This window comes from Pseudarthrobacter sp. O4 (assembly GCF_050157025.1).
Lineage (GTDB): Bacteria > Actinomycetota > Actinomycetes > Actinomycetales > Micrococcaceae > Arthrobacter.
This window is the reverse complement of the sequence record NZ_CP189591.1, coordinates 1795756-1821685: the sequence shown is the minus strand read 5'-3', so window position 1 is coordinate 1821685 and position 25930 is coordinate 1795756. Positions and strand designations below refer to the sequence as shown.

Here is a 25930-nt window from a genome sequence, read left to right as displayed (position 1 = left end):
CGACACCGGTTCAGGCGTCGCCCAGCATCACACGCAACGTGGCGGCGTTGCGCACGGCGTTGCCGGCGCCGTCGTTGTTGAAATACATGAAGACGTCCTTCCCGGCGGCCCGCCATTCGCTGACCCGGTCCGCCCACCAGCGCAGGTCATCGTCAGAATACGATCCGCCGTAGAGATGCTCCTGATCCGGCCCGTGCAGCCGTACATAGACGAACGGTGCGGTGGCACGGAGGATGCAGGGGAGTCCGGCGCCGCTCATCACGCAGTAGGCGGCCCGGTGTCGTTCCAGCAGGGCATAGACCTCGGCATGGTCCCAGCTGGGATGGCGGAGCTCCACTGCGATCCGGATCCACTCCGGCATCGCGGTCAGGAAGTAGTCCAGCCGGGCGTCGTCACGGGCGAAATCCGGCGGCAGCTGGACCAGCAGCACGGCCCGCTTGTCCGCCAGCTCATGCCAGCAGCGGATGATCCGCTCCACCCAGACCTCGGGGGAGTAGAGCTTCCTGCCGTGGGTCAGGCCGCGCGGGGCCTTCACAGACAGGAGAAATCCCTCCGGCAGCCGGCGGCGCCAGCTGGCGAAGGAAGCCTCTCGCGGCCAGCGGTAGAAGCTTGCGTTCAGTTCCACCGTGCTGAACCGGTCAGTGTAGTGTGCCAGCCGGTCCCGGGCCGGCAGTCCGGGCGGGTAAAGCACACCCTCCCAGTGGTCATAGCTCCAGCCGCTGGTTCCGACGTGAAGAGCCCCCGGCCCGATTGCCACTCGTTCCTGACCTCCCGCTCCCTCATCCCGCCCGGTTCCTGAGTTCGGTATGTTCGGATCCTAGTCCCGGCAGGCTCGGCCTGGTCTGCCCCGGGTGTGGCAATGTAAGACCCATGGCACGCATCGAGGATTATGCAATGGTCGGCGATCTCCACACCGCGGCCCTGATCAGCACCGAAGGCTCCATCGATTGGCTGTGCCTGCCGCGCTTCGACTCTCCGGCCTGCTTCAACGCCCTGCTGGACACACCGGAGGCGGGTCGCTGGCTGCTGGCTCCGGAGGGCGGCGGTGAATGCACGCGGCGGCACTACCGCGAGGGCACGCTGATCCTGGAAAGCGAGTGGGAGACGCCCACCGGCACGGTCAAGGTCATCGACTTCATGCCGCCGCGCGACGAGGTGGCGGACATCGTGCGGATCGTGGTGGGGGTCAGCGGTACAGTCCGGATGCGCGGCGAGCTGGCGCTGCGCTTCGACTACGGGCACATCGTTCCCTGGGTCCGCCATGACGAGCACGGGATCCACGCGGTGGCCGGACCCGATGCCGCGTACCTCGTGACGAAGGCGCCGCTGCGGGGCGAACGGCTGCACACCATCAGCGACTTCACCGTCAAGGCCGGGGAGCGGGTGCCGTTCGTGCTGACTTGGACGCCGAGCCACCTGTACCGCCCGCGCGCCGTGAACCCCGAGGCAGTCCTCGCATCCACTGATTCCTTCTGGCAGCGCTGGTCCGCCAAGTGCACGGTCACCGGCATTTACCGCGAGGCCGTCCAGCGCTCGCTGATCACCCTGAAGGCACTGACTTTCGCACCGACCGGCGGGATCGTGGCGGCCGTGACAACGTCCCTACCGGAAGAGCTGGGCGGCACGCGCAACTGGGACTACCGTTTCTGCTGGCTCCGCGACGCCACCCTGACACTCCAGGCGTTGCTGGCCGCCGGCTATACGGAGGAGGCCGCCTCCTGGCGGGACTGGCTGCTGCGGGCCGTGGCCGGAGACCCTGCTGACCTGCAGATCATGTACGGAATCCACGGCGAGCGCAGGCTGCCGGAGGCAGAGCTTCCCTGGCTGCGGGGCTACGAGGACTCAACTCCGGTGCGGACAGGAAACGGCGCGGCCGACCAGCTGCAGCTGGACGTCTGGGGTGAGGTATTGGACTGCCTGTCGCTGACCCGGAACTCGCTCCTGAAACACACGGACGAATCCTGGGACGTCCAGGTGGCACTGATGGAGCATCTCGAGAAGAACTGGGACCAGCCGGACAACGGACTCTGGGAGATGCGCGGACCGCGGCGGCACTTCACCCACTCAAAGGTCATGGCGTGGGTGGCGGCGGACCGCATGGTCAAGGGCATCCGGGATTTCGGCCTGACCGGCCCGGCGGACCGCTGGGAGGAACTGCGCGACACCATCCACGCCGAGGTGATGGACAAGGGCTTCGACGCCGAACGCAACACTTTCGTGCAGTCCTACGGGCGCCCCGAGCTCGACGCCAGCCTGCTGCTGATCCCGCGGGTGGGATTCCTGGCGCCGGATGACCCGCGCGTGGTCGGAACGATCGAGGCGGTCCAGCACGAACTCACGCACGACGGCTTCCTGCGCCGTTACAAGCCGGAAGAAAGCGATGACGGTCTGCCCGGCGGGGAAGGAGTGTTTCTCGCCTGCTCCTTCTGGCTGGTGGAAGCGCTGCTGGGGGCGGGCCGGCACCACGAGGCCGAGGAACTGTTCGAGCGGCTGCTGGCGCTGCGCAACGACGTGGGACTCCTCAGCGAGGAGTGGAGCGTTGAGGACGGGCGGCAGCTCGGCAATACCCCCCAGGCGTTCAGCCACTTTGCCCTCGTGATGAGCGCGCTGGAACTGCATGAAGATGGTGTGCACCGCAGCGACACCCCGCTCCAGGGACACTGAACGGCTTCCGGAAGTCATAGTCAGCGGCCTTCAACCACGGAAGTCCTTCCAGATCTTGAGGAACTCCGCCTCCGAACTGGCCGCCAGGCTCTCTTCCCTGGCGTGCAGCCGGCCGTAGCTGAAGCCGTTCTCGCCGCTGGGCAGGGAGCGCAGGCCCAGCTCGGCCAGCAGGGTCCGGGCCACCACGCTGTCGTGGTGGAGCCCGAGGGTGGTTTGGATCCTGCGCGCCGCCTTGGCCGCCTTCCGGATCCGCTTTCCCGCCCGGCGTCCGCCGACGGTGACCGCCAGTTCGGCGGAATAGCGAAGCCGCTTCGCCGCCTTGCGGACCTCGTGCAGCTCTGCGTCCCGGGCGCGGCCCTGGGATGCCGGGGGAAGGTCCGCCACGGCACGGGCCAGGCGGGCGGTTTCCCTGGCAACGAACTTCCGGAGGGTCCTCTGCGGGGGACGGGACGCCTTCTGCGACAGCCGGTCCGCGGCGAGCAGCGTCCCGAGACTGAGGAGCAGCCGGTCATAGCGCTCGCTGCCGAGTGCCTCGAGGGCGCCCTGATGCCCGGCCGCCGCAGCCGCGTCCAGTTCCGCGTCGATGCGCTGGGCGGCCTGGCCCGAGGTCAGCTCCTCGGGCTCGGAGGCGAGCAGTTCGCGGAGCCGGGCTTGGACGACGCCGGGGTCACGGGCAGCGCCCAGCGCTCCGGAGAGCCAGCGCAGCTCGGACCGGACGTCCTCTGCGTCGCCGGCAGCGAAAAGTTTACGGGTGGTGGCCAGCAGGGAGCGGATCCGGCGGGCCGCGACGCGCATCTCGTGGATGGATTCGGCCTGGTTTTCCCGTACTCCGGGGGCATACCGCCGCAGTTCAGCGAGCTGTTGTCCGAGGTAGCTCAGCAGAGCCTCACCGGCGGTGGTTGCCATGCTTCACTTTACTTCTTGGACGCAAGGCCCCGGCTGTCCCCGGCCGCCACTACAGTGGGTCCATGAATCCAGTGGGGGATGACGGAGTGCGGCCTGCCCGGAGGAAGCTCTTTGCCCGGCTGGCGGTGCCATTGCTTGCCGTGGCGCTGCTCCTGGCGGGCCTGATTTTGATCACGCTGCCGGTGCGCGCGGAAAACTTCGGCTGGTTTGCCTATGCGCCGCTTTCGCAGCAGACCTTCCAGGTCCAGGGCCTGATGCTGATCGGGACGGAGGCGTGGGCGGGAATCGTGATGATCAGCGTGGGGCTCCTGATCCTCGCGTTCTGGACCGGATACCGCGTCGGCAGGTCCAGCGCGCAACGCTTGAAGGGGTAGCCGCGGTCAGCCCAGCAGCCCCAGCTGGTCCGGGGTGTCGAGGTCCGCGCCGCCGGATTGGATTTCCACGAGGTCGATCAGCGCGGGGTGGGCGTGCAGGAAATGGCGGGCACCGGCGTCGCCCGTGGCTGCCTGCGCCGCCGGGGCGCGCAGGGTGGCATCCAGCAGCAGTGGGTGTCCGCGCCGGGGGGTGCCCGATACGTCAGGGTAGGCCGCGGCGGTGACCCGGCCTGGGCGGTGCGCGGCAAGCAGGGCCCGCACTGTTGCGGGGGTGAGGCCGGGCTGGTCCACCAGCGCCACCAGCACGTGGTCCCCCGGCCGGGCTGCGTCCACGCCCAGCCGGAACGAGCCGCCCATCCCGTCCTGCCACGCCGGGTTCACCACCACGGTGTGTCGGCCGAGAGCTGTCCGGCCCAGCACCCGCTCAGCCTCCGCGCCGAGCACCACAACCACCTCGCGGCAGCCGCCGTCGAGCAGGACGTCGGCGAGCACTTCCACCAAGGTGCGCCCGCGGAATGGCAACAGTGCCTTCGGCCCGAGTCCCAGCCGTGTCCCCGCCCCGGCGGCGAGGAGCACAGCGGTGGTGGTGCCGGGGTCCGCGAACTCGCTCATGGCCACACCCTATCGCCGCCTCCCGCCGTGAGATGACAGCCCACGGCATTGTTTTGTGCCGAATACTGCCGTGACGTGCCATCTCGGCATACGCTTGCCGGGAACCGTCCCGCCGTTACCCAGGAGTCCCGCATGACACGACAACACCACCTCGGCCGGGTAGCGGTCGTCACCGGCGCAGGCTCAGGGATCGGCAGGGCGGTGGCCCGGCTGATGCTGGCCGAGGGCTACCGGGTGGTCCTCGCCGGCCGCCGGGAGGCGCAGCTGCTGGAGACCGCAGCGGGCCATGCCCAGGCCCTCGCCGTTCCGTGCGACGTCACGGTGGCCGACGACGTCCAGCGGCTGTTCGCCGCGGCCCTGCAACGCTGGGAACGGGTGGACGTGCTGTTCAACAACGCGGGGGTGTTTGGTCCCGCCGCCTCGGTGGACGAGATCAGCCTCGCGGACTGGGACGCGACCGTGGCCGTGAACCTCACCGGTTCCATGCTGTGCGCGGCTGCGGCGTTCCGGGCCATGAAGGCGCAGTCCCCGCAAGGCGGGCGGATCATCAACAACGGCTCGATCGCTGCCCATTCACCCCGGCCGCGGACCGTGGCGTACACGGTCACCAAGCACGCCATGACCGGGCTGACGAAGAGCATTGAACTGGACGGCCGCGGCTTCGGCATCAGCTGCGGGCAGATCGACATCGGCAATGCTGCCACGGAACTCATGGAGGAGATCGGCGTCGGGTCCGGTGCGATGCAGGCCGACGGCAGCCGCCGCGCGGAGCCGACGTTCCCGGTGGACGACGCCGCCCGTGCCGTGCTGCTGATGGCCGGGATGCCGGCGTCGGCCAGTGTCGGGTCCGTGGTGATCACCGCAGCGGGAATGCCGTTCATCGGGCGCGGCTGAGGCGGGAGGCTGCGGTGCCTCCGGACCTGTCCCTCTAAAGCGGCAGCAGCCCGGACTAAAGCGGCAGCAGCCCGGACTAAAGCGGCAGCAGCCCGGACAGGTCGGCCCGGAGCCCGGAAGCGGCGACGCGGCCGGCGGCGACGGCGTCCGCCCAGCTCAGCTGTCCGCTGACCATGGCCAGCCAGGTGCCGGCGTCGCACTCGATGACGTTCGGGGGCGTGCCGCGGGTATGGCGCGGGCCCTCCACACACTGCGTCACGCCGAACGGCGGGACGCGGACTTCCACGGAGTTGCCGGGTGCCCGGGCCGTGACTTCCTCCAGGGAGTAGCGCACCGCCGTCGCGAGCGTGCTGCGGGAGACGGCGGCGCTCGCAGAGACAGGGTCCGGAGAGGCTGGGTCCGGAGAGGCAGGGCCGGTGTTGGCTTGCAGCCAGGCGGCCAGCGCCGAGCGGCCGTCCTCTACCGGGATCCGGCGTCGCGCAACAGCCATGCCGCGCCTAGTCCAGGAGGGCCGAGACGGCGCGGCCCAGGCGGATCTTGCCCACCGGCCGGCCCCCGCCGAGCACGGGCTCGACCACCTTGTCCAGCACACTGGAGACCTCGGGGATCTCGACGGCGCCGGAGGCCGCAAGCAGGGTCAGGCCCACGAGCGTCGTGGCCCGGATGTTGCCGTCGAGGACCTTGATGGCGACGGAGACGCCCTGGCGGGTGGCCATCACCAGTACGCCCTCGGCGCCGATCTTCGCGAGGATGCCGAGCTCGTCCATGACGATGGTGTTGCACCCGCCGCGGCCCTGCACCGCCCACGGGTAGTCCAGCATGGAGGTGGCGATGGTGGCGGCGCGGGCGTTGGAGTTCTTGTCCCCGGGGGCCTTGGCCAGTCTCGAGAACGCCCGGGCCAGTCCGGTCAGCGAGACGGCGGCCACCGGGGCGCCGCAACCGTCAATGCCGAGATGGGCGATGCTTTCGCCGCAGTACTCCTCGATCACGGAACGGATCCGCTGCTGCAGGGGGTGGTTCGGCTCAAGGTAGCTGTGGGTGTCCCAGCCGTTCTCCGTGCAGGCCCAGAGGAACGCGGCATGCTTGCCGGAGCAGTTGAAAGCCAGCCGCGACTTGCCGCGCTCGGAGTGGACCAGCCAGTTCCGTGCGGTCTCGTCCTGCGGCCAGTCGGCGGGGCACTGCAGCTGCTCTTCCTTGACCCCGGCGGCCTTCAGCATGCCCTCGACGACATCCATGTGGTCCAGCGAGCCGAAGTGGCTGCCGCAGGCGATCGCCACCTGGGCGCCGCGCAGGGGCACGCCGGACTGCATGGCGGCGAGGGCCTGCAACGGCTTCAGAGTGGACCGGGCGAAGATGGGAGTGGTGATGTCGCCCAGTTCGGTGACGACAGTGCCGTCCGCAGCCATCACCACGGCGGAGCCGATGTGGCGGGACTCGACGAAGCCACTGCGTTCAACGACTGCCAGTTCAACGGCGGAATCGACTGTGAAGGTGGCATGCGGATTCAGGGGCATATGGCCAGTCTAAGGTGCCTCAGGGGGATACCCCGGTTATTCCACGGTCACCATCACCGACTGCCAGCCGGAGGCGCCGTCGGGTACCGGATCCGCGCGCTTGTCCGTCTGGAGTTCGCCGGTACCGTCCGTGGCGCGGGCCTTGATGTAGTGCGGGCCCGGGGCGGCGTCCCAGTCGAAGGACCACTGCCGCCACGTGATGAGGGAAGCCTCGTCGGAGAGGGTGGCCGCGGTCCAGGGGCCGTTGTCGATCTGCACCTCGACCTTGGTGATTCCGCGGGTCTGGGCCCAGGCCGTACCGCCGATCGCCACGCGCCCGGCTGGGACCTTGGCGAAGGACTTGGGGACCTCGACGCGGGCCATGGTCTTAATCGGGCCGCGTTCGGACCAGCCGCGCTGGGTCCAGTACGCTCTGCTGTCGGCAAAGCGGGTCACCTCGAGGTCCACCACCCACTTGGTGGCGGAGACGAAGCCGTACAGCCCGGGAACCACCATGCGCACCGGGTAGCCGTGTTCGAGGGGGAGGGCCTCGCCGTTCATGCCGATGGCGAGGATGGCGTCGCGGTCATCCGTCAGCACCTCCAGCGGGGTGGAGGCGCTGAAGCCGTCGATGGAGGTGGAGAGCACCATGTCCGCGCCGTCCTTGGGGCGGGCCATCTTGAGCACTTCACGGAGGGGCATGCCCAGCCACTTGGCGTTGCCGGCAAGGTATCCGCCGACCGGGTTGGAGACGCAGGTCAGGCTGACGTGGGATTCGATCAGCTTTGCGTCGAGCAGGTCCTGGAAGGTGAGCCGGACCTCCCGCTCCACCAGGCCGTGGACGCGCAGTTCCCAGTCCTGGGCGTCGATCTCCGGCACGCTCAGGGCGGTGTCGATCCGATAGAAGTCCTTGTTCGGCGTCAGCCATGGTGTGACGCCGGGGGCCTTGGACTGCACGCCGGCGGGCACGGCCGGCGCGGCCTTCGCCGGGGCGGGCAGCTGCAGGGACCCGCGGGCCTGGGCCACGTTGCTGCGGGCCGCGCTGAGCAGCCGGCCGCCGGTCGCGGCAATCGCGGAGGCGGCCGCCGTCAGGCCGGTCGCGGCGAAGAAGGCGCGCCGGCTCGTGGCGGGCCGTTCGGGTTCCTTGGCGGCGACATCCGAGGCCGTGTCCGGCCATGCGCTCATCCGCCACAGACGCGTGATCAGGAGCCGCAGCACGATCAGCCCGGCGGCGGTGCCGAGCAGCGACGGAATCGCGTCCACCGGCTTGACGCTGGCCCGGGTCACCACACTGGCGACGATCACCGCGCCCATCAGCAGCACTCCGGCCACCCCGAGGGCCCACTTGCGGTAGGCCACCACGCCCAGTACACAGGCGAGCAGCAGGATGGTCACCGCCATGCCGGCGAAGAGGGCGGCCTTGTCGTTGGTGCCGAAGGTGGCGATCGCGAAGTCCTTCATCCACGGCGGCGTGAAGTCGATGAAGGTCGAGCCAACGGCGATCAGCGGCATCGCCCGCGCCGTGAAGAAGGCGCCGATCAACTCGGCAACGGACAGGACGACGGCGGCCGCGGCCACGCCGGCCAGTGCGGCCAGGGCGGTGGGACCGGCGAGCCGCTGTGGGGTCTGCTGCCTGGAGTGCTTCTGCGTGGGCTTCTTCATACAGGGTGTTCGTAGCCGGACGCCCCGCGGATTGTCCCCGCCCCGCGGGACATGCCCTCCCCTCGCGCGCAGGGATGGACATGGTGGCATTATGTCCAGTGCCTGCGGCCGGGGCTGGGCATGTCCCGCGTTCGCGGGCGCTGAAGAGTGGGCATGTCCAGCGGCAGACACAGCTTAGGAGCCTGCCCGGTCCACAAAGTACCCTTGGGAACTGTGAAGGTACTTGTCATCGGCCCCGGCGGCCGCGAACACGCCATTGTCCGATCCTTGCTCGCAGACCCCAACGTTTCCGAGGTCCACGCGGCCCCGGGCAACGCCGGCATCAGCAAGCTGGTCCCCACACACGCCATCGACGCGAACGACCCCGACGCCGTCGCGGCCCTGGCCACGAAGCTGACGGTCGATCTAGTGGTGGTGGGTCCCGAGGCGCCCCTCGCCTCCGGAGTGTCCGACGCCGTCCGCGCTGCCGGCATCCCGGTGTTCGGTCCCGGCAAGGCCGCCGCCCAGCTGGAAGCCTCCAAGGCCTTCGCCAAGGAAGTCATGGCCGAGGCCGGCGTCCCCACCGCGATGGCGCGGGTGGCCGGCAACGCCGAGGAGGCCGCCGACGCGCTCGACATTTTCGGGGCGCCCTATGTGGTGAAGGACGACGGACTGGCCGCCGGCAAGGGCGTCGTGGTCACGAACAGCCGCGACGAGGCCCTGGCGCACGCGCAGAGCTGCTTCGACGCCGGCGGCACCGTGGTGATCGAGGAGTTCCTCGACGGCCCCGAGGTCTCCGTGTTCGTGCTCTGCGACGGCCGCGACACGGTGGCGCTCTCCCCGGCCCAGGACTTCAAGCGCATCTTCGACAACGATGAAGGCCCGAACACCGGCGGCATGGGTGCCTACACCCCGCTGGATTGGGCCCCCGAAGGCCTCGTCCAGGAGGTTCTCGACCGCGTCGCCCAGCCCACGGTCAACCAGATGGCCCACCGCGGCACGCCGTTCGTCGGCGTGCTCTTCGTCGGCCTGGCACTGACGTCGCGCGGAACCCGCGTCATCGAATTCAACGTCCGCTTCGGCGACCCGGAAACCCAGGCCGTCCTGGCCCGGCTCAAGACGCCTCTCGGCGGCCTGTTGATGGCGGCCGCCAAGGGCGAACTGGACAAGGTCCAGCCGCTGCGCTGGTCCAAGGAGTCTGCCGTCGCCGTCGTCGTCGCCGCCGAAAACTACCCAGGAACGCCGCGCACAGGGGACCGGATCCGCGGGCTCAAGAAAGTCGAGCAGATCGAGGGCGTCCACGTCATCCATGCCGGCACCAAGCTCGACGCCGAGGGCAAGGTGGTGTCCGCCGGCGGGCGCGTGCTCGCCGTGGTGGCGCTGGGAACCGATCTCGTCGAGGCCCGGGAACGGGCGTACGACGGCGTCGAGCTGGTCCAGCTGGAGGGCAGCCAGTTCCGCACCGACATCGGCGGCAAGGCCGCCCGCGGCGAGATCAAGGTCACGACGCCCGGCGCCCCGGCGGCCACGAAAGCGAAGGCATGAGCATGACCACGCCCGATTCCTCCCGCCCGGAAGCCACAGGACCCACCTCGTCTGCGCCTAGGGGCGGCCTGGACACCGCGACCCTGGACCTGCCGGGCTGGACGCACGTGTACTCCGGCAAGGTTCGTGACCTGTACGTTCCGGTGGATGAGACTATTACCGAGCGGATGGGCCACGAGTGTGTCCTGGTGGTGGCCAGCGACCGGATCAGCGCCTATGACCACGTCCTGGCCAGCGAAATCCCGGACAAGGGCCGCATCCTCACCCAGCTGAGCCTGTGGTGGTTCGAGCAGCTGGGCGTGGAGCACCATGTGCTCGCGTCCACGGTCGACGGCGGGGTTCCCGCCGCGGTGGAAGGCCGCGCGATGATCTGCAAGAAGCTGGACATGTTCCCGGTCGAATGCATCGCCCGCGGCTACCTCACCGGTTCCGGCCTGGCCGAATACCGGGAGTCCGGCACCGTGTGCAGGATCCCGCTGCCGGAAGGCCTGGTGGACGGGTCCCGGCTCGCCGAGGCGATCTTCACCCCCTCGGCGAAGGCCGAGGTGGGCGAGCACGACGAGAACATCACCTATGACGCCGTCGTCGGCATGGTCGGCGAGGACATCGCCGCCCGCCTGCGCGAACTCACCCTGGAGATCTACACGAAGGCCGAGGAAATCGCCCGCGGCCGCGGCATCATCCTGGCCGACACCAAAGTGGAGTTCGGCTTCGACGTCGCCAACGGGGTGATCACCCTGGGCGATGAGGTGCTCACCCCGGACTCCTCCCGGTTCTGGGATGCCGGCACGTATGAACCCGGCAGGGCGCAGCCCTCCTATGACAAGCAGTACGTCCGGGACTGGCTGACCTCGCCCGAATCGGGCTGGGACAAGTCCTCCGACACTCCTCCGCCCGCGCTGCCGGCCGACGTCGTCGCCCGTACCCGCAGCCGCTACGTGGAGGCGTACGAAAAGCTCACCGGCCGGACCTTCGCCTAGCCGGGGCCGGCGGAGGCCCGGCCCGCCGGGACGCAACCCCGGCGCCGGCGGAGGCCCGGCTAGGCTTCCGCCGAGGCGGCGGCCGCCGCGCGGCGCTGCGCCAGCCGGATTTCCAGCACGGCGTCCATGGCCTGCTGGACCCGGTCGGAGGCTCCGGCGGCGCTGAACTCGTTCTGTGCCTCCTCGAGGTAGACGAGGGCCTCGGCGGCTTCCCCGGCGGCCTTGAGCGCCTTCCCGAGCAGCAGGGACACCTCGCCGGCGGTGTGCCGGGCCAGTGCCTCGCGCTCCGCATGGATCTCCCGCAGTTTCTGCACGGCTGCCACGATGTCGCCGGTCAGGTAGAGCCAGCGGGCGCGGATGAATGCGACCTCGAGCTGGTCCGTCTTGTTGCCGCCCACGATCGAGAGCGCCAGTTCGGCGCGTTCGATCGAGGACAGGGTCTCCGGCTCCACGATCCCCGAGGACAGCCGGACGGCGGCGGAGGCCTTGTTGAACCGAGCCCAGAGATCAATGTCATTGGCGGGGGAGAGCAGCTTCGCGGCACGCTCGTGGTGCTTGATGCCCTCGGGATAGTCGTGGCGCATGAAGGCGACGTTCCCGATGACCCAGGCCACTTCGCCGGCGAGCTGCGTCATCGACTGGTCGTCCATCTGCTCGTTCATGGCCTGGCAGTACCCCCACGCCTCATCCAGCCGTCCGCTCTCGGCCAGGGCGCCGATGAGCGCACGCAGGGCGCCGATGACCATGGTCGAGCCCTTGGGCAGCTGGGAGCAGAGCCGCACCGCTTCCTGCGCATGCCCGACGGCGGCCGTCAGCTGACCTTGCCCCTGCGAGGCGGCGGCGAGCATCTGCTGCGCCCTGACGCCCAGGCCCGCCGATTCCGCGGCCAGGGGGTGGTCCAGGAGGTGCTGGACGACGTTCTTGCACTCCTGCCACAGCCCCTGCTTGATCAGGCATTCGGCCTGCATGTAGGTCATGTTCCACCACGCGCTGGTGTTTTTGGCTTCCTGGGCGATCTGGGCGGCGTTCGCCGCGTGCGTGGCCGCCAGCGGGTAGTCCCGGAGGTCCCAGGCCTGCCGGGCGTACAGGCCGGCGAGCACGTACTCGGCGTCGCTGACGGACACGGGATGGCTCCAGGCCTCCAGCGCCTTGGGCGCGAGTTCGAGCCGGCGGGCCAGCTCCTCGATGACCTCTGCGGTGGGTTCGCGGCGTCCGGTTTCCAGCAGCGAGATGTAGCTGGGCGAGTACAGGTCCCTGCCCAGTTCCGCCTGGGTTAGGCCGCGTTCCAGCCGTTCCGCGCGGAGCTTCTCCCCAAATCCGTTCCCCACGGACACCTCCTAATTCCGGACATTCTTTGTACTAAATGCTTGACAGTCCCTGTGGAAATCATTTTACAATGTATGTCAACAAGGGTAGTGCTGACTTGGTATAAGGACCCCGACCATATTGAGGAACTCTATGTTGAAGAAGATTGCAGCCGGCGCCGTCCTGGCCGGCGCCCTGGCTTTCTCCGCTGCGGCTCCGGCTGTTCTGTCCGCTGGTTCCATCGCCGACAACGCCGGTATCACGGCCGTCGGTAACTGGCCGGATCCGATGCGAGCCCCCCAGGCGGTAGGCAACTGGCCCGACCCCATGTCCTACCCCACCAACGTCGGCAACTGGCCTGACCCCATGTAACTTCCACGATATGTAAATTCCACAGCTAGGCGTAACAGCCCCGGGACATCCGTGAACCATGTCCCGGGGCTGTTTCTTGGTCAAGGACCGCCCGCCCCGTCCCCACGGCGCGGCACGCAAAGAAGAGGGCCTTCCGAATGGAAGACCCTCTTCTTGATTGGTCGGGATGACAGGATTTGAACCTGCGACCTCGTCGTCCCGAACGACGCGCGCTACCAAGCTGCGCCACATCCCGATCCGCTGCTACAAAAGCAACTTCACAAGAGTATCCGATTGGAGCCCCGGATGCGAAATCGGCTGGCGTCCCGGCCCCCGGAACGTCCCGGTGCAGGCACGGCCGCGGCACAGCTGGCGGCTCAGACCAGCGAGTCCTTCCACGCCCCGTGCAGCTGCGCGAAGCGCCCGCCGCCGCCGATCAGTTCCTCGGGGGTGCCGTCCTCGACGACCCGCCCGTCGTGGACCACCAGGACCCGGTCCGCGGTCTCCACCGTGGACAGGCGGTGCGCAATGATGAGCGCCGTCCGGCCGGCGTCGCCGCCGTTGCCCTGCAGCAGGCCCGCGAGGCCGGTCTGCACGAGGCGCTCGGACGGGATGTCGAGCGAAGACGTCGCCTCGTCAAGGATCAGCACCGCGGGGCGCGCCAGGAAGGCCCGGGCGAAGCTGATCAGCTGCCGCTGCCCGGCCGAGACGCGGCCACCGCGCTTGTTGACATCGGTGTCATAGCCCTCCGGGAGGGCCTGGATGAACCCGTGGGCGCCCACGGCCCGGGCCGCGTCCTCGATCTCCTGCCGGGAGGCCACGGGCCGGCCCAGGGCGATGTTGTCCGCCACCGAGCCGCTGAACAGGAACGCCTCCTGGGTGACCATAACAACGTTCCGCCGCAGATCCGCCGTCGTGAGCCGGCGCAGGTCCACGCCGTCGAGGGTGAGGGAGCCGGAGGAGACGTCGTAGAAGCGGGCAATCAGCTTGGCCAGCGTGGATTTCCCGGCGCCGGTCTGGCCCACCAGGGCCACGGTCTGGCCGGCGGGGATGTGCAGGTCCATGGTCGGGATGATCACCGGGCCGTCCCCGTAGCGGAATTCGACCCCGCTGAAGTCGATCGTGCCCTTCGCATCGTGCAGGGCGACCGGGTCCTTCGGCGGGCGGACGGTGGGGACCTCCTCGAGCAGCCCGGAGACCTTCTCGAGGGCCGCCTGGGCGCTCTGGAAGGAGTTGTAGAACATCGCCATCTGGTCCACCGGGTGGAAGAAGCGCTTGGTGGACAGGATCAGGGCCAGCAGCACGCCGACGGCGAGCTCGCCGCCGAGCACCCGGAAGCCGCCGAAGAGCAGCACGACGGCGGCGCAGACGTTCCCGATCAGCACCAGGCCGGGCTGGAAGATGCCGTTGAGGTTGATCGACCGGACGGTGGCCTTGCGGTAGTCCTCGGAGAGCTCGGTGTAGCGTGCGGAGTTTTCGCGTTCCTTGCGGAAGGCCTTGACCGCGCGGATCCCCGTCATGGTCTCGACGAAGTGCACGATCAGCCGGGCCGAGACCACGCGCGATTCGCGGAAGGCGATCTGCGAATGCTTCTGGTACCAGCGGGCCAGGAAGTACATCGGCACGCCGGCGGCCAGCACCAGCAGCCCGCTGCGCCAGTCGAGCGCGAAGATGGTGGCGGCCGTGAACACCATGAACAGCATCCCGGACGCGAGCGAGCTGACGCCGGAGTCCAGGAGCTCGCGCAGCGCCTCCAGATCCGAGGTCTGCCGGGCGATGATCCGTCCGGAGGTGTATTTTTCGTGGAATTCCAGGCTCAGCCGCTGGGTGTGCCGGAAGACCCGGACCCGCAGGTCCAGCAGCATCGCCTGGCTGAGTTTCGCCGTCGAGGTCACGTACAGTGCGGTGAGGCCCGCCGTCGCGACGGCGGCGGCGAGGTAGGCGGCGCCCGTGAGCACCAGCGGGAGGTTGTCGCCGCCGCGCAGGGCCGGCAGGGCGCGGTCGATGCCGAAGGCGATCAGTGCCGGTCCGGCCACGCGCGCGGCCTGGGAGAGCACCACCGCGGCGATGGTCAGCCAGAACCGGCGCCGGACCGGGCGGACCAGGGAGCGCAGCAGGGCCAGGGAACGGCGCTGGACGGTCTTGCTCTCGCTCCTGGACAGGTGCGCGTTGTCCTCGTTGGCGGTGCCGAAGGTTGCGCTGTTCATCGGGAAATCTCCTCGGCCCCGAGGGCTGACAGTTCGGACTCCTGCAGTTCGGAGTCGAGGTCCCGCGGTTCCGGGTCCAGGCTGGCGATCACGTAGCGGTAGTGACTGTTCTGCGCCAGCAGTTCGGCGTGGGTGCCGACGGCGGTGATGCGGCCGTCCTGCAGCAGCGCCACCCGGTCAGCCAGGGCCACGGTGGACGGGCGGTGGGCGACGACCAGCGTGGTGGTGTCCGCGAGGACCTCCCGCAGCCGGTGCTCGACGAGTTCCTCCGTATTCACGTCCAGGGCCGAGAGGGGATCGTCGAGGACCAGCACGCTGGGCCTCGCGGCGATGGCCCGGGCCAGGGCGATGCGCTGCCGCTGGCCGCCGGAGAGGCTGAGCCCTTCCTCGCCGATCAGGGTGTCGAGCCCGTCCGGCAGGGAGTATGCGAAGTGGGCCTGGGCGACGTCGAGCGCCTCCTCCAGGGCTTCCTCGCGGCGTTCCGCCGAGCCGGTGCCGGCGGCGCCGAGCAGGACGTTGTCCCGCACGGAGCTGGAGAACAGGGTGGTGTCTTCGAAGGCCACGGCGACGACGGTCCGCAGTTCCTCGACGCTGAACTCGCGCAGGTCCACGCCGTCGATCGTGATCGAGCCGTCCGTGACGTCGTAGAGCCGCGGCACCAGCTGGAGCAGGGCGCTTTTGCCGCTGCCCGTGATGCCCACCAGGGCCATGGTTTCCCCCGGTTTGATCTCCAGGCTGATGTCCTTCAGGATCGGTTGGTCCGGGGCGTCCTCGAAGGCGAACGTGGCGCTGCGGAAACTGAGGGCGCCCCTGAGTTCGGCGGGGCGGCGCGGGCGCTCCGGGCTGGTGATGGCGTTGACCGAGTCCATGACCTCGAAGTGGCGGTCCACTGCCGTCTTGGCGGTGAGCGCCATGGCGAGCAGCATGCCGCAGAACTCGACCGGGGCCGCGATCACGGCCGCGGTGGCGAAGAACGCGACCAGCGCTCCGATGCTCAGTTCGCCGGTGGAGGCCAGCAGGACGCCGGCGACGAGACCGGCGCCGAGGGCCAGCTCGGGCAGCAACGTCACGACGAGGCTGAAGGCGGCCAGATGCCTGGCCTTGGCGATCTCGGTCTGGCGGAGTTCCTCGGCCTGTTCGTTGAAGTTCTCCAGCGCCTCCCGGCTGCGGCCGAACGCCTTGAGCACGCGGATGCCGTGGACGGACTCCTCCACCGTGGTGGCGAGGTCGCCGGCCTGGTCCTGGCTGCGGCGGGCGACCTCGCTGAAACGGGTGCGGAAGCGGAAGCCGTAGATCATGATCGGCACCGCGGCGGCGAGGAAGATCAGGGCCAGCTGCCAGCTCATTGAGAACATCACGACGACGCCGATCGCCACGGTCAGGGTGGTGACCACGAGCATGATCGCGCCGAAGGCCATCCAGCGCCGCAGGAAGTTCAGATCGGTCATGGCGCGGGAGAGCAGCTGCCCGGAACCCCAGCGGTCATGGAAGGACACCGTGAGGTCCTGCAGGTGGCCGTACAGCGACACCCTCATCCGGGTCTCGACGGTGGTGGCGGGGTTGATGACGAACTGCCGCCGCAGGGCCACGAAGCCCGCTTCGGCCACACCCAGGCCCAGGATCACGAGTGAGGCGATCCAGACCGCGTCCGCATTTCCTCCCGGGCGGAGGGATTCATTGACCAGGACCCGAAGCACCTGCGGTATGGTGAGCGCCACCACGCTGGCCAGCAGCGCACAGAGCAGGCCCATGACGAGCCGCGGCAAAATCGGCCTGACGTGGGGATAGAGACGGCTGATGGAGGAGAAAAAGGGAGTCTGCTTGGCCATGCCTGCTTCTTAAAACGCGCCCGCAAAATATCTAACGCAACTGGATGTAGTTTCCTTTAGCAACTACCCTAGGCCATCGGGTGACCGGGTTCACACGAAATCGGACAGCATCAGGATCTCGCCTAGTAATTACATTCCGCAATGGCCGCCCGGCGTGCCCGTCCGTGGGACATGCCCAGCCCTGGCTGCGGGGAGTGGGCATAAGCCCGCTATGTCCATCCGTGGGCACTTGGGGAGGGCATGTCCCGCGGTGGTGTCAGGTGCGGGAGGTCAGGGGCGGGAGGTCAGGGTGAGCAGCACTGCCTCGGGTCTGCAGGCGATGCGGACCGGGGCGAAGCGTGAGGTGCCTATCCCGCCGGAGACGTTCACCGGCGTCGTGCGTCCGTTGCTTTCCCAATCGTTGAGTCCCTTGGCGCGCCACGTGGGGAGGTCGCAGTTGGCGACGAGGGCGCCGTAGCCCGGGAGGCAGATCTGGCCGCCGTGGGTGTGTCCGGCGAACAGCAGGTCCGCCCCGTCGTCGGTGAAATGGTCCAGGACGCGCTGGTACGGGGCATGGGCGACGGCGATGCGCAGGTGCGCTGACGCGTCCTGGCCCTTGGTGCCGCGCGGCCAGCCCGCGTAGCGCTCGAGGCCCAGGTGCGGATCGTCCACACCGGAGAAATCAACGCGCAGGCCCTTGACCACGAGCGACTGGGACCGGTTGGTGAGGTCCACCCAGCCGCCCATCCCGAAACCGGAGCGCAGCCGTGGCCAGTCCAGCTCGACCGGGTTCTGGCGCTCCCCGGACGGACCGCGTAGGTAGGAGGCGGGATTCCTGAGCTCCGGGCCGAAGTAGTCGTTGGAACCGGGCACAAAGACGCCCGGGAACTCCATCAGGGGCTGCAACGCCTGCAGCAGGGGTTCCACCGCCTTGACATGGCTGAGGTTGTCCCCGGTGTTCACGACGAGATCGGGCTTCAGCTCCGCCAGCGAGGCGAGCCACCCGGCCTTCCGGTGCTGGCGGGGCACGAAGTGGATGTCGCTGAGGTGCAGCACCCGGATCGGACCGTGGCCCTGCGGCAGGATGGCCAGGGATTCTTCGCGCAGGACAAACTGGTTCTTCTCCCACAGCCCGTAGCCGACGGCGGCCGCCCCGGTCGCTGCGCCGACCGCCGCGGTTACGGCAAAGCCGCGCCCGATACGTCGGACGCGGCCTGCCAGCGTGGTTTCCCCGGCCACCGGCTACTTCTTCTTGTCGCTGGGGCTCGGTGACGGCTTCGGTTTGTCGGTGGGCGACGCCTCGTCTTCCTTGGCCGGCGGCGTCGTCGGGCGCACGATCGGAGCCGGACCGGTGACCAGGTTGGACGGTGGGGCAGGGAACGGGTTGGTACCGTACGCCGGCGCCACCTGGGCCATGTAGTTCGAGAACTGCGGCCCCGCGATCATGTAACCGTCGATGCCCTTGTAGAACTTGCCGTTGATCGTGATGTTACGTCCGAACCGGTCCTGGGCGCCGAGGGCATCGCCGAACCAGGACGCCGTCGCCAGGCCGGTGGTGAATCCGACCACCCAGGTGGAGTTGTTGGGGTCGTTGGTACCGGTCTTGGCCGCGATGGGGAACGTGGTCCGGGTGGAAATCCGCGGCTGGATCAGCGAGCCGGAGCCCCGGTTGAGGACTTCCTGGAGGGCGTAGCTCACGCCGCGCGCAACTTCCGGCTTGATCGCGTCCCGGCAGTTCGTGGCCTGGGCAGGAAGCTGGGCGCCGCTCTGGTCCGTCACCGACTCGATGGCGATCGGCTCGCAGTACTTGCCGTCATTGGCGAAGGTGGCGAACGCGCTGGCCATGGTCAGCGGCGAGGTCTGGGTGGCGCCGATCAGGTTGGAGAGCCTGGTCATGGGGACCGGTTCGTTGGTCTGCCCCGCATGGATGCCCACGGCGTCCACGATCTTCTGGATTCCGCAGAGGTCCACCTGGGCCGCGGTGGCGAACGTCATGGTGTTGATGGAGTTCGCCAGGCCGTCGAGGATGGACATGTTCTTGTAGTAGCCCTCCTCGGCGTTCTGCAGGTCATCGGCCGCACCCAGGCCCTTCTCAGCGGTGTTATAGGCACCGTCCTTGGGGGCGGGGCAGGTGTTCCTCCACGGGAAGTTCAAGGGGTAACGCCGCACGGCACCATTGAGGACGGTGTTCATGGACTTGCCCTCATTGAGCCACTCCGCGAAGGTGAAGGGCTTCATCGTGGAGCCCGGCTGGAAACCGCCCAGGCCGTTGAGGTCTCCGCCCTGGGCGTCCTTGGAATCAACGTTGAAGTTGATGACGTTGTTGAACTTTCCTTCGGCTTCCAGCCATTGCGTGTTCTGGGCCATGGAGACGATCTTGCCCGAGCCCGGCTGCACGGACACCAGCGAGGCCCCCCACTTGTCCGGGTTGGCGCCGGCGGAAGCGTCGACCTGGGTCTGGGCCACCGCCTGGGCATTGGGATCGAGCGTGGTCTTGATGGTCAGGCCGCCGCGGAAGATCTTCCGCTCGCGCTCTTTGGGGTCGGCGCCGTAGGCCGGGTTGTTCAGCAGCAGGTGCAGCGCGTAGTCGCAGAAGTACGGTGCCGTCGTCGAGTAGGCGCAGCCCTGGCGCGGCTGAGTGACCTTGGTTTCCACCGGCGTCGCCACGGCGGCGTCATAGTCGGCCTGCTGGATCTTGCCCTGGCTCAGCATGGAATGCAGCACGAGGTCTCGCCGGACCTTGGCATTGTCCGGGTTGGTGATGGGGTCATAGAAGGACGGGCTGTTCACGACGCCGGCCAGCAGCGCGGCCTGCGGAAGGGTGAGGTCCTTGGCCGTGGTGCTGAAGAAGAATTTGGACGCGGCTTCGATGCCGTAGGCGTCCCGGTTGAAGAACACGATATTCAGGTAGCCCTCAAGGATCTGTTCCTTGGTGAACTTCTTCTCCAAGGCGATGGCGAGCTTCATCTCCCGGAGCTTGTCCCCGACGCCCTTGTTCACGCCGTTGAGGAGGACCTCGTCGCTCTTGCCCTCGGCCTCGAGGGAGGAGTTGATGACGTTGTTGACGTACTGCTGCGTGATGGTCGAGGCGCCCTGTTTGTTGCCGCGGGCGGTGCTGACGAGAGCGCGCAAGATGCCGGTGGTGTCCACGCCGCCGTGCTCGTAGAAGCGGCTGTCCTCGATCGCGATGACCGCGTCCTTGATGTACGGGGACATCTGGTCCAGCGACACGCGGGTGCGGTTTTCGGCGTAGAGGTTGGCGATCACGCTGCCGTCCGAGGCCAGGATGGTGGTCGCCTGGCTGGGCGGGTCCACCTTGAGCTCGGCCGGAAGAGTGTCAAAGAATTTGATCGACCCGCTGGCGGCACTGCCGGAAACAGCAGCCGCCGGGACCAGCAGCCCCGCCACCAGGACGCCACAAAGGGCGCTCACGCCCAGGAAAAGAAGGATCTTTCCGAGGGTGGTGGCCGTGTCGAATAAAGGGTTCTTACCAGTCGCCATGTTTTCCACTTTAGCCGCAAGGACTAGGCTTTAGCTCATGACCAAATGGGAGTACGCCACGATTCCGCTCATTATCCACGCTACAAAGCAGATCCTGGACCAGTGGGGCGAGGACGGCTGGGAGCTTGTCCAGGTTGTTCCGGGACCTGATGGAAACGGCCTGGTTGCCTACCTGAAGAGGGAGAAGCAGTAGCCATGAGCACACCAGCAGCGGCCACTCCGGCGACGCCGGCACGCCCCGAAAACACGGACAGCAACACCGCAAACACGGGCGCGTCGTCCGCCGTCGAGCAACGGCTGGCCGAGCTCGGCCTGACCCTGCCGGAGGTCGCCGCCCCGGTGGCCGCCTATGTCCCGGCCGTCATTTCCGGCAACCACGTCTATACCTCCGGCCAGCTGCCGTTCATCAACGGCAAGCTCGAGGCCACCGGCAAGGTCTCCGCCGGCACGGAGGGTACCTCGGACGAGCCCACCGTTTCCCCGGAAGCGGCGAAGGACTACGCGGCCGTGTGTGCCGTGAACGCGCTGGCTGCGGTGAAGAGCGTCATCGGAGACCTCGACCGCATCACGCGGATCGTCAAGGTCGTCGGCTTCGTCTCGTCCGATCCGTCCTTCACCGGCCAGCCCGGCGTCATCAACGGTGCCTCCGAGCTGCTGGGCAAGGTCCTCGGGGACGCCGGCCAGCACGCACGTTCGGCCGTCGGCGTTTCTGTCCTGCCGCTCGACTCTCCCGTTGAAGTCGAACTGATCGCCGAATTCGCCTAGAGGGCCGGTCACTTCCCTTGCCTCAGTTAGCCCGACGCCTGTTCGTTCTTCCCCCGGATCTTGAGGGGGCGGCCCGCAGCTGGATTGAACACGGCGAAAGGACGCCCCGCGCCGCCCGCTTCGCGTCCTCCGTGGTCCTCCTGCGGGATTCGCCGACCGGCCTGGAGACCTGGCTGGGTTACCGGCCGGGATCTTCGCCGCTGGGCGTGCTGGCCTTCCCGGGAGGCTCACTGGACGCGTCCGACGACGACGCCGTCGGCTGGCTGGGCCCCTCGCCCCAGCATTGGGCCGAGCAGATGGGGACGGCCGACGTCGGGCTGGCGCGCCGCCACGTGGTGGGTGCCATCCGTGAGCTGTTCGAGGAGGCCGGTATCCTGCTGGCCGGGCCGGACCTGTCCAGCACGGTGGAGGCGACCTCCACCGCCGACTGGATGCGCGCGCGCGAAGCCGTGGCCGATCAGGAGAAGTCCTTTACCGACGTGCTCGCCAAGCGCGGGCTCTCGGTGCGGACCGACCTGCTGAAGCCGCTGGTCAACTGGCTCAGCCCCGATTTCGCCCACCGCCGGTTCAACACCCGCTACTTCGCCGCCACCGTGCCCGTGAACCAGCGGCCCTCACTGCTGGCCAGCAAGGGCGTGTGGGGCCGGTGGGTCTGCGTCCGCAAAGCCATCAACGAGCGGGACACGACGGCGCTCGGCGACGAGGTGGGCCAGGAGAACACCGTCGGGCTGCCCCTGGGCCAGCTCCTGGTGCCCGGCTCCGAGATCATGCTCGAAAAAATGGCCGCCGCCAACGGCTGCATCGCGTACCTGAGCTACAAGCGCAAGGCCCACGTCTACCAGCCCAAGCTCGTCGAGGAAGAAGACGGCCGGCTCATGCTGGAGGTGGAGGCCGCGAAGACCGTCGCCGGCGAGCCGCAACGGGAACGCTGACCAGGCTCCTTGCCACACGGTGACCGGCTCTGTGCCCTCAGCCGGGACCGGGCCCGCGGGCATGCCCCATCTTCGACCCCACCACTGGACATGCCCTCCGCTCATCCTGCCGTCCTGAGGGACATGCGCTGCCCTTCCCCGGCCCGGTGGACATAATGGCATTATGTCCACTCCTCGCCGCCAGGACTGGGCGCGTCCCGCCGACCCGGTCGCCGGGACTGGGCATGTCCCACGGGGTGGGCTTAAACGCCGAAGGCCGGCTCCGTTCTGACGGGGCCGGCCTTCGTTTTGCGCTGAATACTGTCAGCGGGAGCGCTGGCGGAGGCGCTGCATGTCGAGGATGACGACGGCGCGGGCTTCGAGGCGCAGCCAGCCGCGCTGGACGAACTCGGCGAGTGCCTTGTTGACTGTCTCGCGCGATGCGCCGACCAGCTGGGCCAGTTCTTCCTGGGTCAGCTCGTGGGCCACCAGGACGCCGTCGGTCGCGGGGCGGCCGAAGCGGTCGGCGAGGTCCAGCAGGGCCTTGGCCACACGGCCGGGGACGTCGGAGAACACGAGGTCGGACAGCGAATCGTTGGTGCGGCGCAGGCGGCGGGCCAGCGCCTGCAGCAGCTGTGCGGAAACTTCCGGGCGCGTACGCAGCAGGGCGTTGAGGCTCTCGTTCTTCAGCCCGGCCAGCCGCGTTTCCGAAACAGCCGTAGCCGTGGCGGTGCGGGGGCTCGGATCGAACAGCGCCATTTCGCCGAACAGCTCGCCCGGGCCGAGGATGGCGAGCAGCGACTCGCGGCCGTCAGGGGATGTACGGCCGAGCTTCACCTTGCCGGACACGATGAAGTACAGCTGGTCACCCTGGTCGCCCTCCCGGAATACCGAGGCTCCGCGTGAGAGATCCACCTCGGTGAGCTCGTCCGTCAACAGACGGAACGCCTCGTCGTCGAGCGTGGCGAAAAGGGGTGCACGGCGCAATACCTCGATGTCCATGAAATCTCCTGACTAACTGTGTCGGCTGGGGCGCTTCAGCCATTGTTTCAGAATTTTGGCGTCTCTGTGACGTAGTTGGCACCGAAACGCGCCAAACGGAGCCGAGGTGCGCATCGGGTGTGCCGGGGCGCACGGCAAACTGTCAGCCACCGTCGGTAGAATTGGGGCTTACCTGCCTAAGGAGCATCGGTGTTCGGCTTGACCATCTTGGACCTTGTGTTGATTCTGATGCTGCTGTCCTACCTGATCCATGGCCTGCGCAACGGCTTCCTGGTGACAGTCGGCGGCATCGCAGGGTTTGCCGCGGGGGCGGTGGCCGCGTTCGTGTCCGTCCCGATTGTCAGCGGTCTGGTGGAAGACAGCGGCTGGCGGCTGACGGCGATCATCGCCACTGCCGTACTGCTGATCGTTCTTGGCCACGGGCTCGGCACCGCAATCGGGCGGAGAATCCGCAGCGTCGTGAGGATCAGCCCGCTCCGGACCGTTGACCGGGTGGCCGGCGGCGGCGTGAATGTGGTGGTGTCCGCCCTGGTCCTGTCCATGCTCGCCTTCAGTATCGGCGCGCTCGGTGTCCCTTTCGTGTCCCAGCAGCTCGCCGAGTCCAAGGTGATCCGGTTCATCGACGGCATGACGCCCACGCCGCTCAAGACGTCGATGGCCCAGTTGCGGTCCGCCGTGATCGGCGAGGGAATCCCGACCCTGTTCGAGGGCATCGGCCAGGGCCAGCCCGTTGCCGTCCCCGACGCCAGTACGGACACGCCCGCGCTGAACCGGGCCGCGGCCTCCGTTCTGAAGATCGCCGGAACCGCCTACCAGTGCGGACAGAACCAGACGGGAACCGGCTTTGTGGTCTCACCGGGCCGGGTAGTCACGAACGCCCACGTGGTGGCTGGTGTTCCGGAGCCGGTGGTCGAAATCCCGGGCGGGGGCGCCTTGCCCGGACGCGTCGTGTACTTTGACAGCCAGCACGACCTCGCCGTCCTGGCCGTGGACGGGTTGCGCACCGCGCCGCTGCCGCTCAGTTCCGGCCTTCCCGCCGGCAGCCCGGCGGCATTTGCCGGCTATCCGCACGGCGGACCGTTCCAGTCCAAGCCGGCGACGGTGCAGGACATCGCCACCGTGCTCGTCCCCGACATCTACGGCAACAATCCGGCCCCTGAAGACGTTTACCGCCTGGCCGGAGACGTGCAGCCGGGCAATTCCGGTGGTCCCTTGCTGAGCACTGACGGGCAGGTCGCCGGCGTGGTCTTCGCCAAGGCCACGACGGAATCCTCGCTCGGGTTCGCGATCACGATGACCGATCTGGGCCCGGTCGCCGCTCAGGCGCCCGGGCTCGACAGCCCCGTCTCAGCGGGGCAGTGCATCAGGAAGTAGCCGCCGGCTGCAGCCATTCCAGGCTCTGGCCGTGCGGGCCGGCGATGGCCACGGGAACTCCGTTGTGCAGCAGCAGGAACCGGCCCTGAAGCCGGCCGTCGTCCATTTCCGGCACCACGCTGGAGCCGTCCGCCTGGATGATCACCGTGTGGCCCTCGTTGGACAGCCAATGGCAGCACCGCTCCCTGGCCAGGCCGGCCACGGTGCGGCGGAACCGGTCCCGGCCCGCGGCGTCCAGATAGGCCATGACCGCGCTGTGGAACACCACGAGGGCGGCGTCCGACGGCGCCTGCCCGGCGAGCGACAGGAGCTGTTCGTTGAGGTCCCCCGCCACCAGCAGCGGCGGGTCCGCCCGTGCGACGGTGATCGCCTGCCGCAGCCGTTCGCGGCGGAAGTCCTGCTCCGGCCAGACGAGCGCCTCCAGCCAGGCGACGTCGTCGGGGTTGCGGACGTCGAGCGGATTGAGGTCGATGCCGGCGCGCCACACGACCCGGGGGAGCTCCTGCGGCAGCGGCACCGGGCCGGTGGTTGCGCAATGCAGGACCGGGAAAGCCCCCTGCGCCCCTGCCGGGGAAAGCCGGGTCACCGCGCCGGTGCCCTCGTGCGTGCCGCTGCCGGCGGCCCGGAACTCATAGCCGTAGCGGTCCGGGAACAGTGCGAGCCCGGCAGAGGCGCCCACCTCGATGAGGGCCAGCGGGCGCCCCTCGGCGGCGGCGATCCCGGCCAGCGAGGGCAGCAGTGTGGCGCAGCGCCCTGCCTCATTGGTCTGGGTGGCACGGGCGAGCACCATCCGGGAGATCTCGTGCCAGTGCGTGTCGAGGAAACTCCGGAACTCCCGGTACGGGCTGATCCGCGCGCCGACAAACCGGGCCGCCGCAAGCAGGAGCAGCGGCTGGCGCTTGGTGTGCGGCCACAGATCGATGCGCCGGATCAGCTCGGCATCGTCCGCGATGCCCACGGCCCACTCGGCGTAGCAGTCGGAGTTGCCGGGAGCGTCGACGGTGCCGAAGTGGCGGTACCACTCCGCGGTTGCTGACTCCCCGAACGCAGATGCCCCCGGCGCCGGCGCGGGTTCCTCGGGGGACATGCTCAGTCCTGGCCGGCGTGCAGCCCGGCGAGGTATTCCACAGCGAAGCGGTAGCCAAGGATCCCGGCCCCGGCAATCACGGCCTTGCTGACATCCGAGAGGTACGAATGGTGCCGGAACTCCTCCCGGGCGTGGACGTTTGTGATGTGGACTTCGACGGCGGGCAGCTGCACCGCCGAGATGGCGTCCCGGATTGCAACCGAGGTGTGCGTGTAGGCGCCGGCGTTGATGACGATGCCGATCGCCCTGCCACGGGCAGCGTGGATGGCATCCACGAGGGCACCCTCGTGGTTGGACTGGAAGCACTCGACGTCCAGGCCGTGCGCCTCCCCGGCGTCCTTGGCGAGCTGTTCGACGTCGGCCAGCGTGGCCGTGCCGTATTTCTCGGGTTCCCGGGTGCCGAGCAGGTTCAGATTGGGTCCGTTGAGGACCAGGACAGTGCCGCGGCCGGCACCGGCGGGGGTGGCTTCACTCATGCCTGCCAATGTATCGCAGAGCGCCCCGGATTCC

At 68.6% G+C, this 25930-nt stretch carries 24 protein-coding genes and 1 tRNA gene; 10 read left to right on the top strand and 15 right to left on the bottom strand.

All coding sequences use genetic code 11. The features are described 5' to 3' along the window. Nucleotides 1-10: 10 nt before the first annotated feature. Complete coding sequence (locus ACQCSU_RS08350) at nt 11-757, bottom strand: DUF72 domain-containing protein (protein WP_426979274.1); 747 nt, start codon at nt 755-757, stop codon at nt 11-13. 113 nt (nt 758-870) lie between these two features. Between ACQCSU_RS08350 and ACQCSU_RS08345 the strand changes: the two genes are divergently transcribed. Beyond that, on the top strand, nt 871-2664 hold the full coding sequence (locus tag ACQCSU_RS08345) for a glycoside hydrolase family 15 protein (RefSeq protein WP_426979273.1): 1794 nt from the start codon (nt 871-873) through the stop codon (nt 2662-2664). A gap of 30 nt (nt 2665-2694) precedes the next feature. On the opposite strand, the gene ACQCSU_RS08340 is transcribed toward ACQCSU_RS08345, so the two are convergent. Next, the gene (locus ACQCSU_RS08340) at nt 2695-3570 is read right to left on the bottom strand and encodes a CHAD domain-containing protein (RefSeq protein ID WP_426979272.1); all 876 of its coding nucleotides are present in this window, start codon (nt 3568-3570) and stop codon (nt 2695-2697) included. An 86-nt stretch (nt 3571-3656) separates the two neighbouring features. Between ACQCSU_RS08340 and ACQCSU_RS08335 the strand changes: the two genes are divergently transcribed. Further along, complete coding sequence (locus tag ACQCSU_RS08335; protein WP_426979271.1) at nt 3657-3944, top strand: hypothetical protein; 288 nt, start codon at nt 3657-3659, stop codon at nt 3942-3944. Nucleotides 3945-3950: 6 nt separating this feature from the next. Here ACQCSU_RS08335 and nboR read toward each other — a convergent pair whose 3' ends face one another. Then, entirely contained in the window at nt 3951-4556 is a 606-nt protein-coding gene (nboR, locus tag ACQCSU_RS08330; RefSeq protein ID WP_426979270.1) for a nicotine blue oxidoreductase, read from the bottom strand. A 132-nt stretch (nt 4557-4688) separates the two neighbouring features. Here nboR and ACQCSU_RS08325 point away from each other — a divergent pair, with 132 nt between their 5' ends. After that, nucleotides 4689-5450, top strand: a complete 762-nt coding sequence (locus ACQCSU_RS08325; RefSeq protein WP_426979269.1) for an SDR family oxidoreductase — start codon at nt 4689-4691, stop codon at nt 5448-5450. Between the two features lie 76 nt (nt 5451-5526). Here the strand turns inward: ACQCSU_RS08325 and ACQCSU_RS08320 are convergent, their stop codons facing one another. Genes ACQCSU_RS08320 through ACQCSU_RS08310 form a run of 3 tightly spaced genes read right to left on the bottom strand, consistent with a single transcriptional unit; the run spans nt 5527 to nt 8605 of the window. Next, entirely contained in the window at nt 5527-5940 is a 414-nt protein-coding gene (locus ACQCSU_RS08320) for a sterol carrier family protein (protein ID WP_426979268.1), read from the bottom strand. Nucleotides 5941-5947: 7 nt separating this feature from the next. Further along, nucleotides 5948-6964 carry an asparaginase gene (locus tag ACQCSU_RS08315; protein ID WP_426979267.1) on the bottom strand — a complete coding sequence of 339 codons (1017 nt, stop codon included), beginning with the start codon at nt 6962-6964 and terminating at the stop codon, nt 5948-5950. Nucleotides 6965-7000: 36 nt separating this feature from the next. Beyond that, nucleotides 7001-8605: a molybdopterin-dependent oxidoreductase gene (locus tag ACQCSU_RS08310; protein ID WP_426979266.1), complete on the bottom strand. Its 1605-nt coding sequence runs from the start codon at nt 8603-8605 to the stop codon at nt 7001-7003. Nucleotides 8606-8818: 213 nt separating this feature from the next. Here ACQCSU_RS08310 and purD point away from each other — a divergent pair, with 213 nt between their 5' ends. Both purD and ACQCSU_RS08300 read left to right on the top strand, forming a co-directional pair. After that, a complete protein-coding gene (gene purD, locus ACQCSU_RS08305; protein WP_426979265.1) occupies nt 8819-10129 on the top strand; it encodes a phosphoribosylamine--glycine ligase in 1311 nt (436 codons plus the stop codon). Then, a complete protein-coding gene (locus ACQCSU_RS08300; RefSeq protein WP_426979264.1) occupies nt 10126-11109 on the top strand; it encodes a phosphoribosylaminoimidazolesuccinocarboxamide synthase in 984 nt (327 codons plus the stop codon). Before purD ends, ACQCSU_RS08300 begins: the two co-directional genes overlap by 4 nt. Before the next feature lie 59 nt (nt 11110-11168). Here the strand turns inward: ACQCSU_RS08300 and ACQCSU_RS08295 are convergent, their stop codons facing one another. Next, nucleotides 11169-12437, bottom strand: coding sequence for a helix-turn-helix domain-containing protein (locus ACQCSU_RS08295; RefSeq protein WP_426979263.1), 1269 nt, complete (start codon nt 12435-12437; stop codon nt 11169-11171). Nucleotides 12438-12567: 130 nt separating this feature from the next. Here ACQCSU_RS08295 and ACQCSU_RS08290 point away from each other — a divergent pair, with 130 nt between their 5' ends. Continuing rightward, on the top strand, nt 12568-12786 hold the full coding sequence (locus ACQCSU_RS08290; RefSeq protein ID WP_426979262.1) for a hypothetical protein: 219 nt from the start codon (nt 12568-12570) through the stop codon (nt 12784-12786). Between the two features lie 158 nt (nt 12787-12944). On the opposite strand, the gene ACQCSU_RS08285 is transcribed toward ACQCSU_RS08290, so the two are convergent. From ACQCSU_RS08285 to ACQCSU_RS08265, 5 genes are all read right to left on the bottom strand, one after another. Next, nucleotides 12945-13021, bottom strand: a tRNA-Pro gene (locus ACQCSU_RS08285). Between the two features lie 121 nt (nt 13022-13142). After that, nucleotides 13143-14972, bottom strand: a complete 1830-nt coding sequence (locus tag ACQCSU_RS08280; protein WP_426979261.1) for an ABC transporter ATP-binding protein — start codon at nt 14970-14972, stop codon at nt 13143-13145. Next, nucleotides 14969-16801, bottom strand: a complete 1833-nt coding sequence (locus ACQCSU_RS08275; RefSeq protein WP_426979260.1) for an ABC transporter ATP-binding protein — start codon at nt 16799-16801, stop codon at nt 14969-14971. Before ACQCSU_RS08275 ends, ACQCSU_RS08280 begins: the two co-directional genes overlap by 4 nt. Nucleotides 16802-17071: 270 nt before the next feature. Further along, the gene (locus tag ACQCSU_RS08270; protein ID WP_426979259.1) at nt 17072-18019 is read right to left on the bottom strand and encodes a metallophosphoesterase; all 948 of its coding nucleotides are present in this window, start codon (nt 18017-18019) and stop codon (nt 17072-17074) included. Nucleotides 18020-18022: 3 nt separating this feature from the next. After that, a complete protein-coding gene (locus tag ACQCSU_RS08265; RefSeq protein WP_426979258.1) occupies nt 18023-20281 on the bottom strand; it encodes a transglycosylase domain-containing protein in 2259 nt (752 codons plus the stop codon). A gap of 37 nt (nt 20282-20318) precedes the next feature. On the opposite strand from ACQCSU_RS08265, the gene ACQCSU_RS08260 reads away from it, so the two are divergent. Genes ACQCSU_RS08260 through ACQCSU_RS08250 form a run of 3 tightly spaced genes read left to right on the top strand, consistent with a single transcriptional unit; the run spans nt 20319 to nt 21978 of the window. Then, the gene (locus ACQCSU_RS08260; protein WP_009359196.1) at nt 20319-20474 is read left to right on the top strand and encodes a DUF4177 domain-containing protein; all 156 of its coding nucleotides are present in this window, start codon (nt 20319-20321) and stop codon (nt 20472-20474) included. Nucleotides 20475-20476: 2 nt separating this feature from the next. Then, nucleotides 20477-21046 (top strand): RidA family protein, encoded by a 570-nt coding sequence (locus tag ACQCSU_RS08255; RefSeq protein ID WP_426979257.1) that lies wholly within the window; start codon nt 20477-20479, stop codon nt 21044-21046. 17 nt (nt 21047-21063) lie between these two features. Beyond that, the gene (locus tag ACQCSU_RS08250; RefSeq protein ID WP_426979256.1) at nt 21064-21978 is read left to right on the top strand and encodes an NUDIX hydrolase; all 915 of its coding nucleotides are present in this window, start codon (nt 21064-21066) and stop codon (nt 21976-21978) included. 303 nt (nt 21979-22281) lie between these two features. Here ACQCSU_RS08250 and ACQCSU_RS08245 read toward each other — a convergent pair whose 3' ends face one another. Beyond that, nucleotides 22282-22959: a Crp/Fnr family transcriptional regulator gene (locus ACQCSU_RS08245; RefSeq protein WP_011693220.1), complete on the bottom strand. Its 678-nt coding sequence runs from the start codon at nt 22957-22959 to the stop codon at nt 22282-22284. Between the two features lie 189 nt (nt 22960-23148). Here ACQCSU_RS08245 and ACQCSU_RS08240 point away from each other — a divergent pair, with 189 nt between their 5' ends. Next, the gene (locus tag ACQCSU_RS08240; RefSeq protein ID WP_426979255.1) at nt 23149-24333 is read left to right on the top strand and encodes a MarP family serine protease; all 1185 of its coding nucleotides are present in this window, start codon (nt 23149-23151) and stop codon (nt 24331-24333) included. On the opposite strand, the gene ACQCSU_RS08235 is transcribed toward ACQCSU_RS08240, so the two are convergent. Both ACQCSU_RS08235 and aroQ read right to left on the bottom strand, forming a co-directional pair. Beyond that, complete coding sequence (locus ACQCSU_RS08235) at nt 24323-25420, bottom strand: DUF2332 domain-containing protein (RefSeq protein WP_426979254.1); 1098 nt, start codon at nt 25418-25420, stop codon at nt 24323-24325. The two genes, ACQCSU_RS08240 and ACQCSU_RS08235, sit on opposite strands and share 11 nt — an antisense overlap. Before the next feature lie 2 nt (nt 25421-25422). Continuing rightward, nucleotides 25423-25896: a type II 3-dehydroquinate dehydratase gene (gene aroQ / locus ACQCSU_RS08230; RefSeq protein WP_426979253.1), complete on the bottom strand. Its 474-nt coding sequence runs from the start codon at nt 25894-25896 to the stop codon at nt 25423-25425. Nucleotides 25897-25930: the final 34 nt, after the last annotated feature.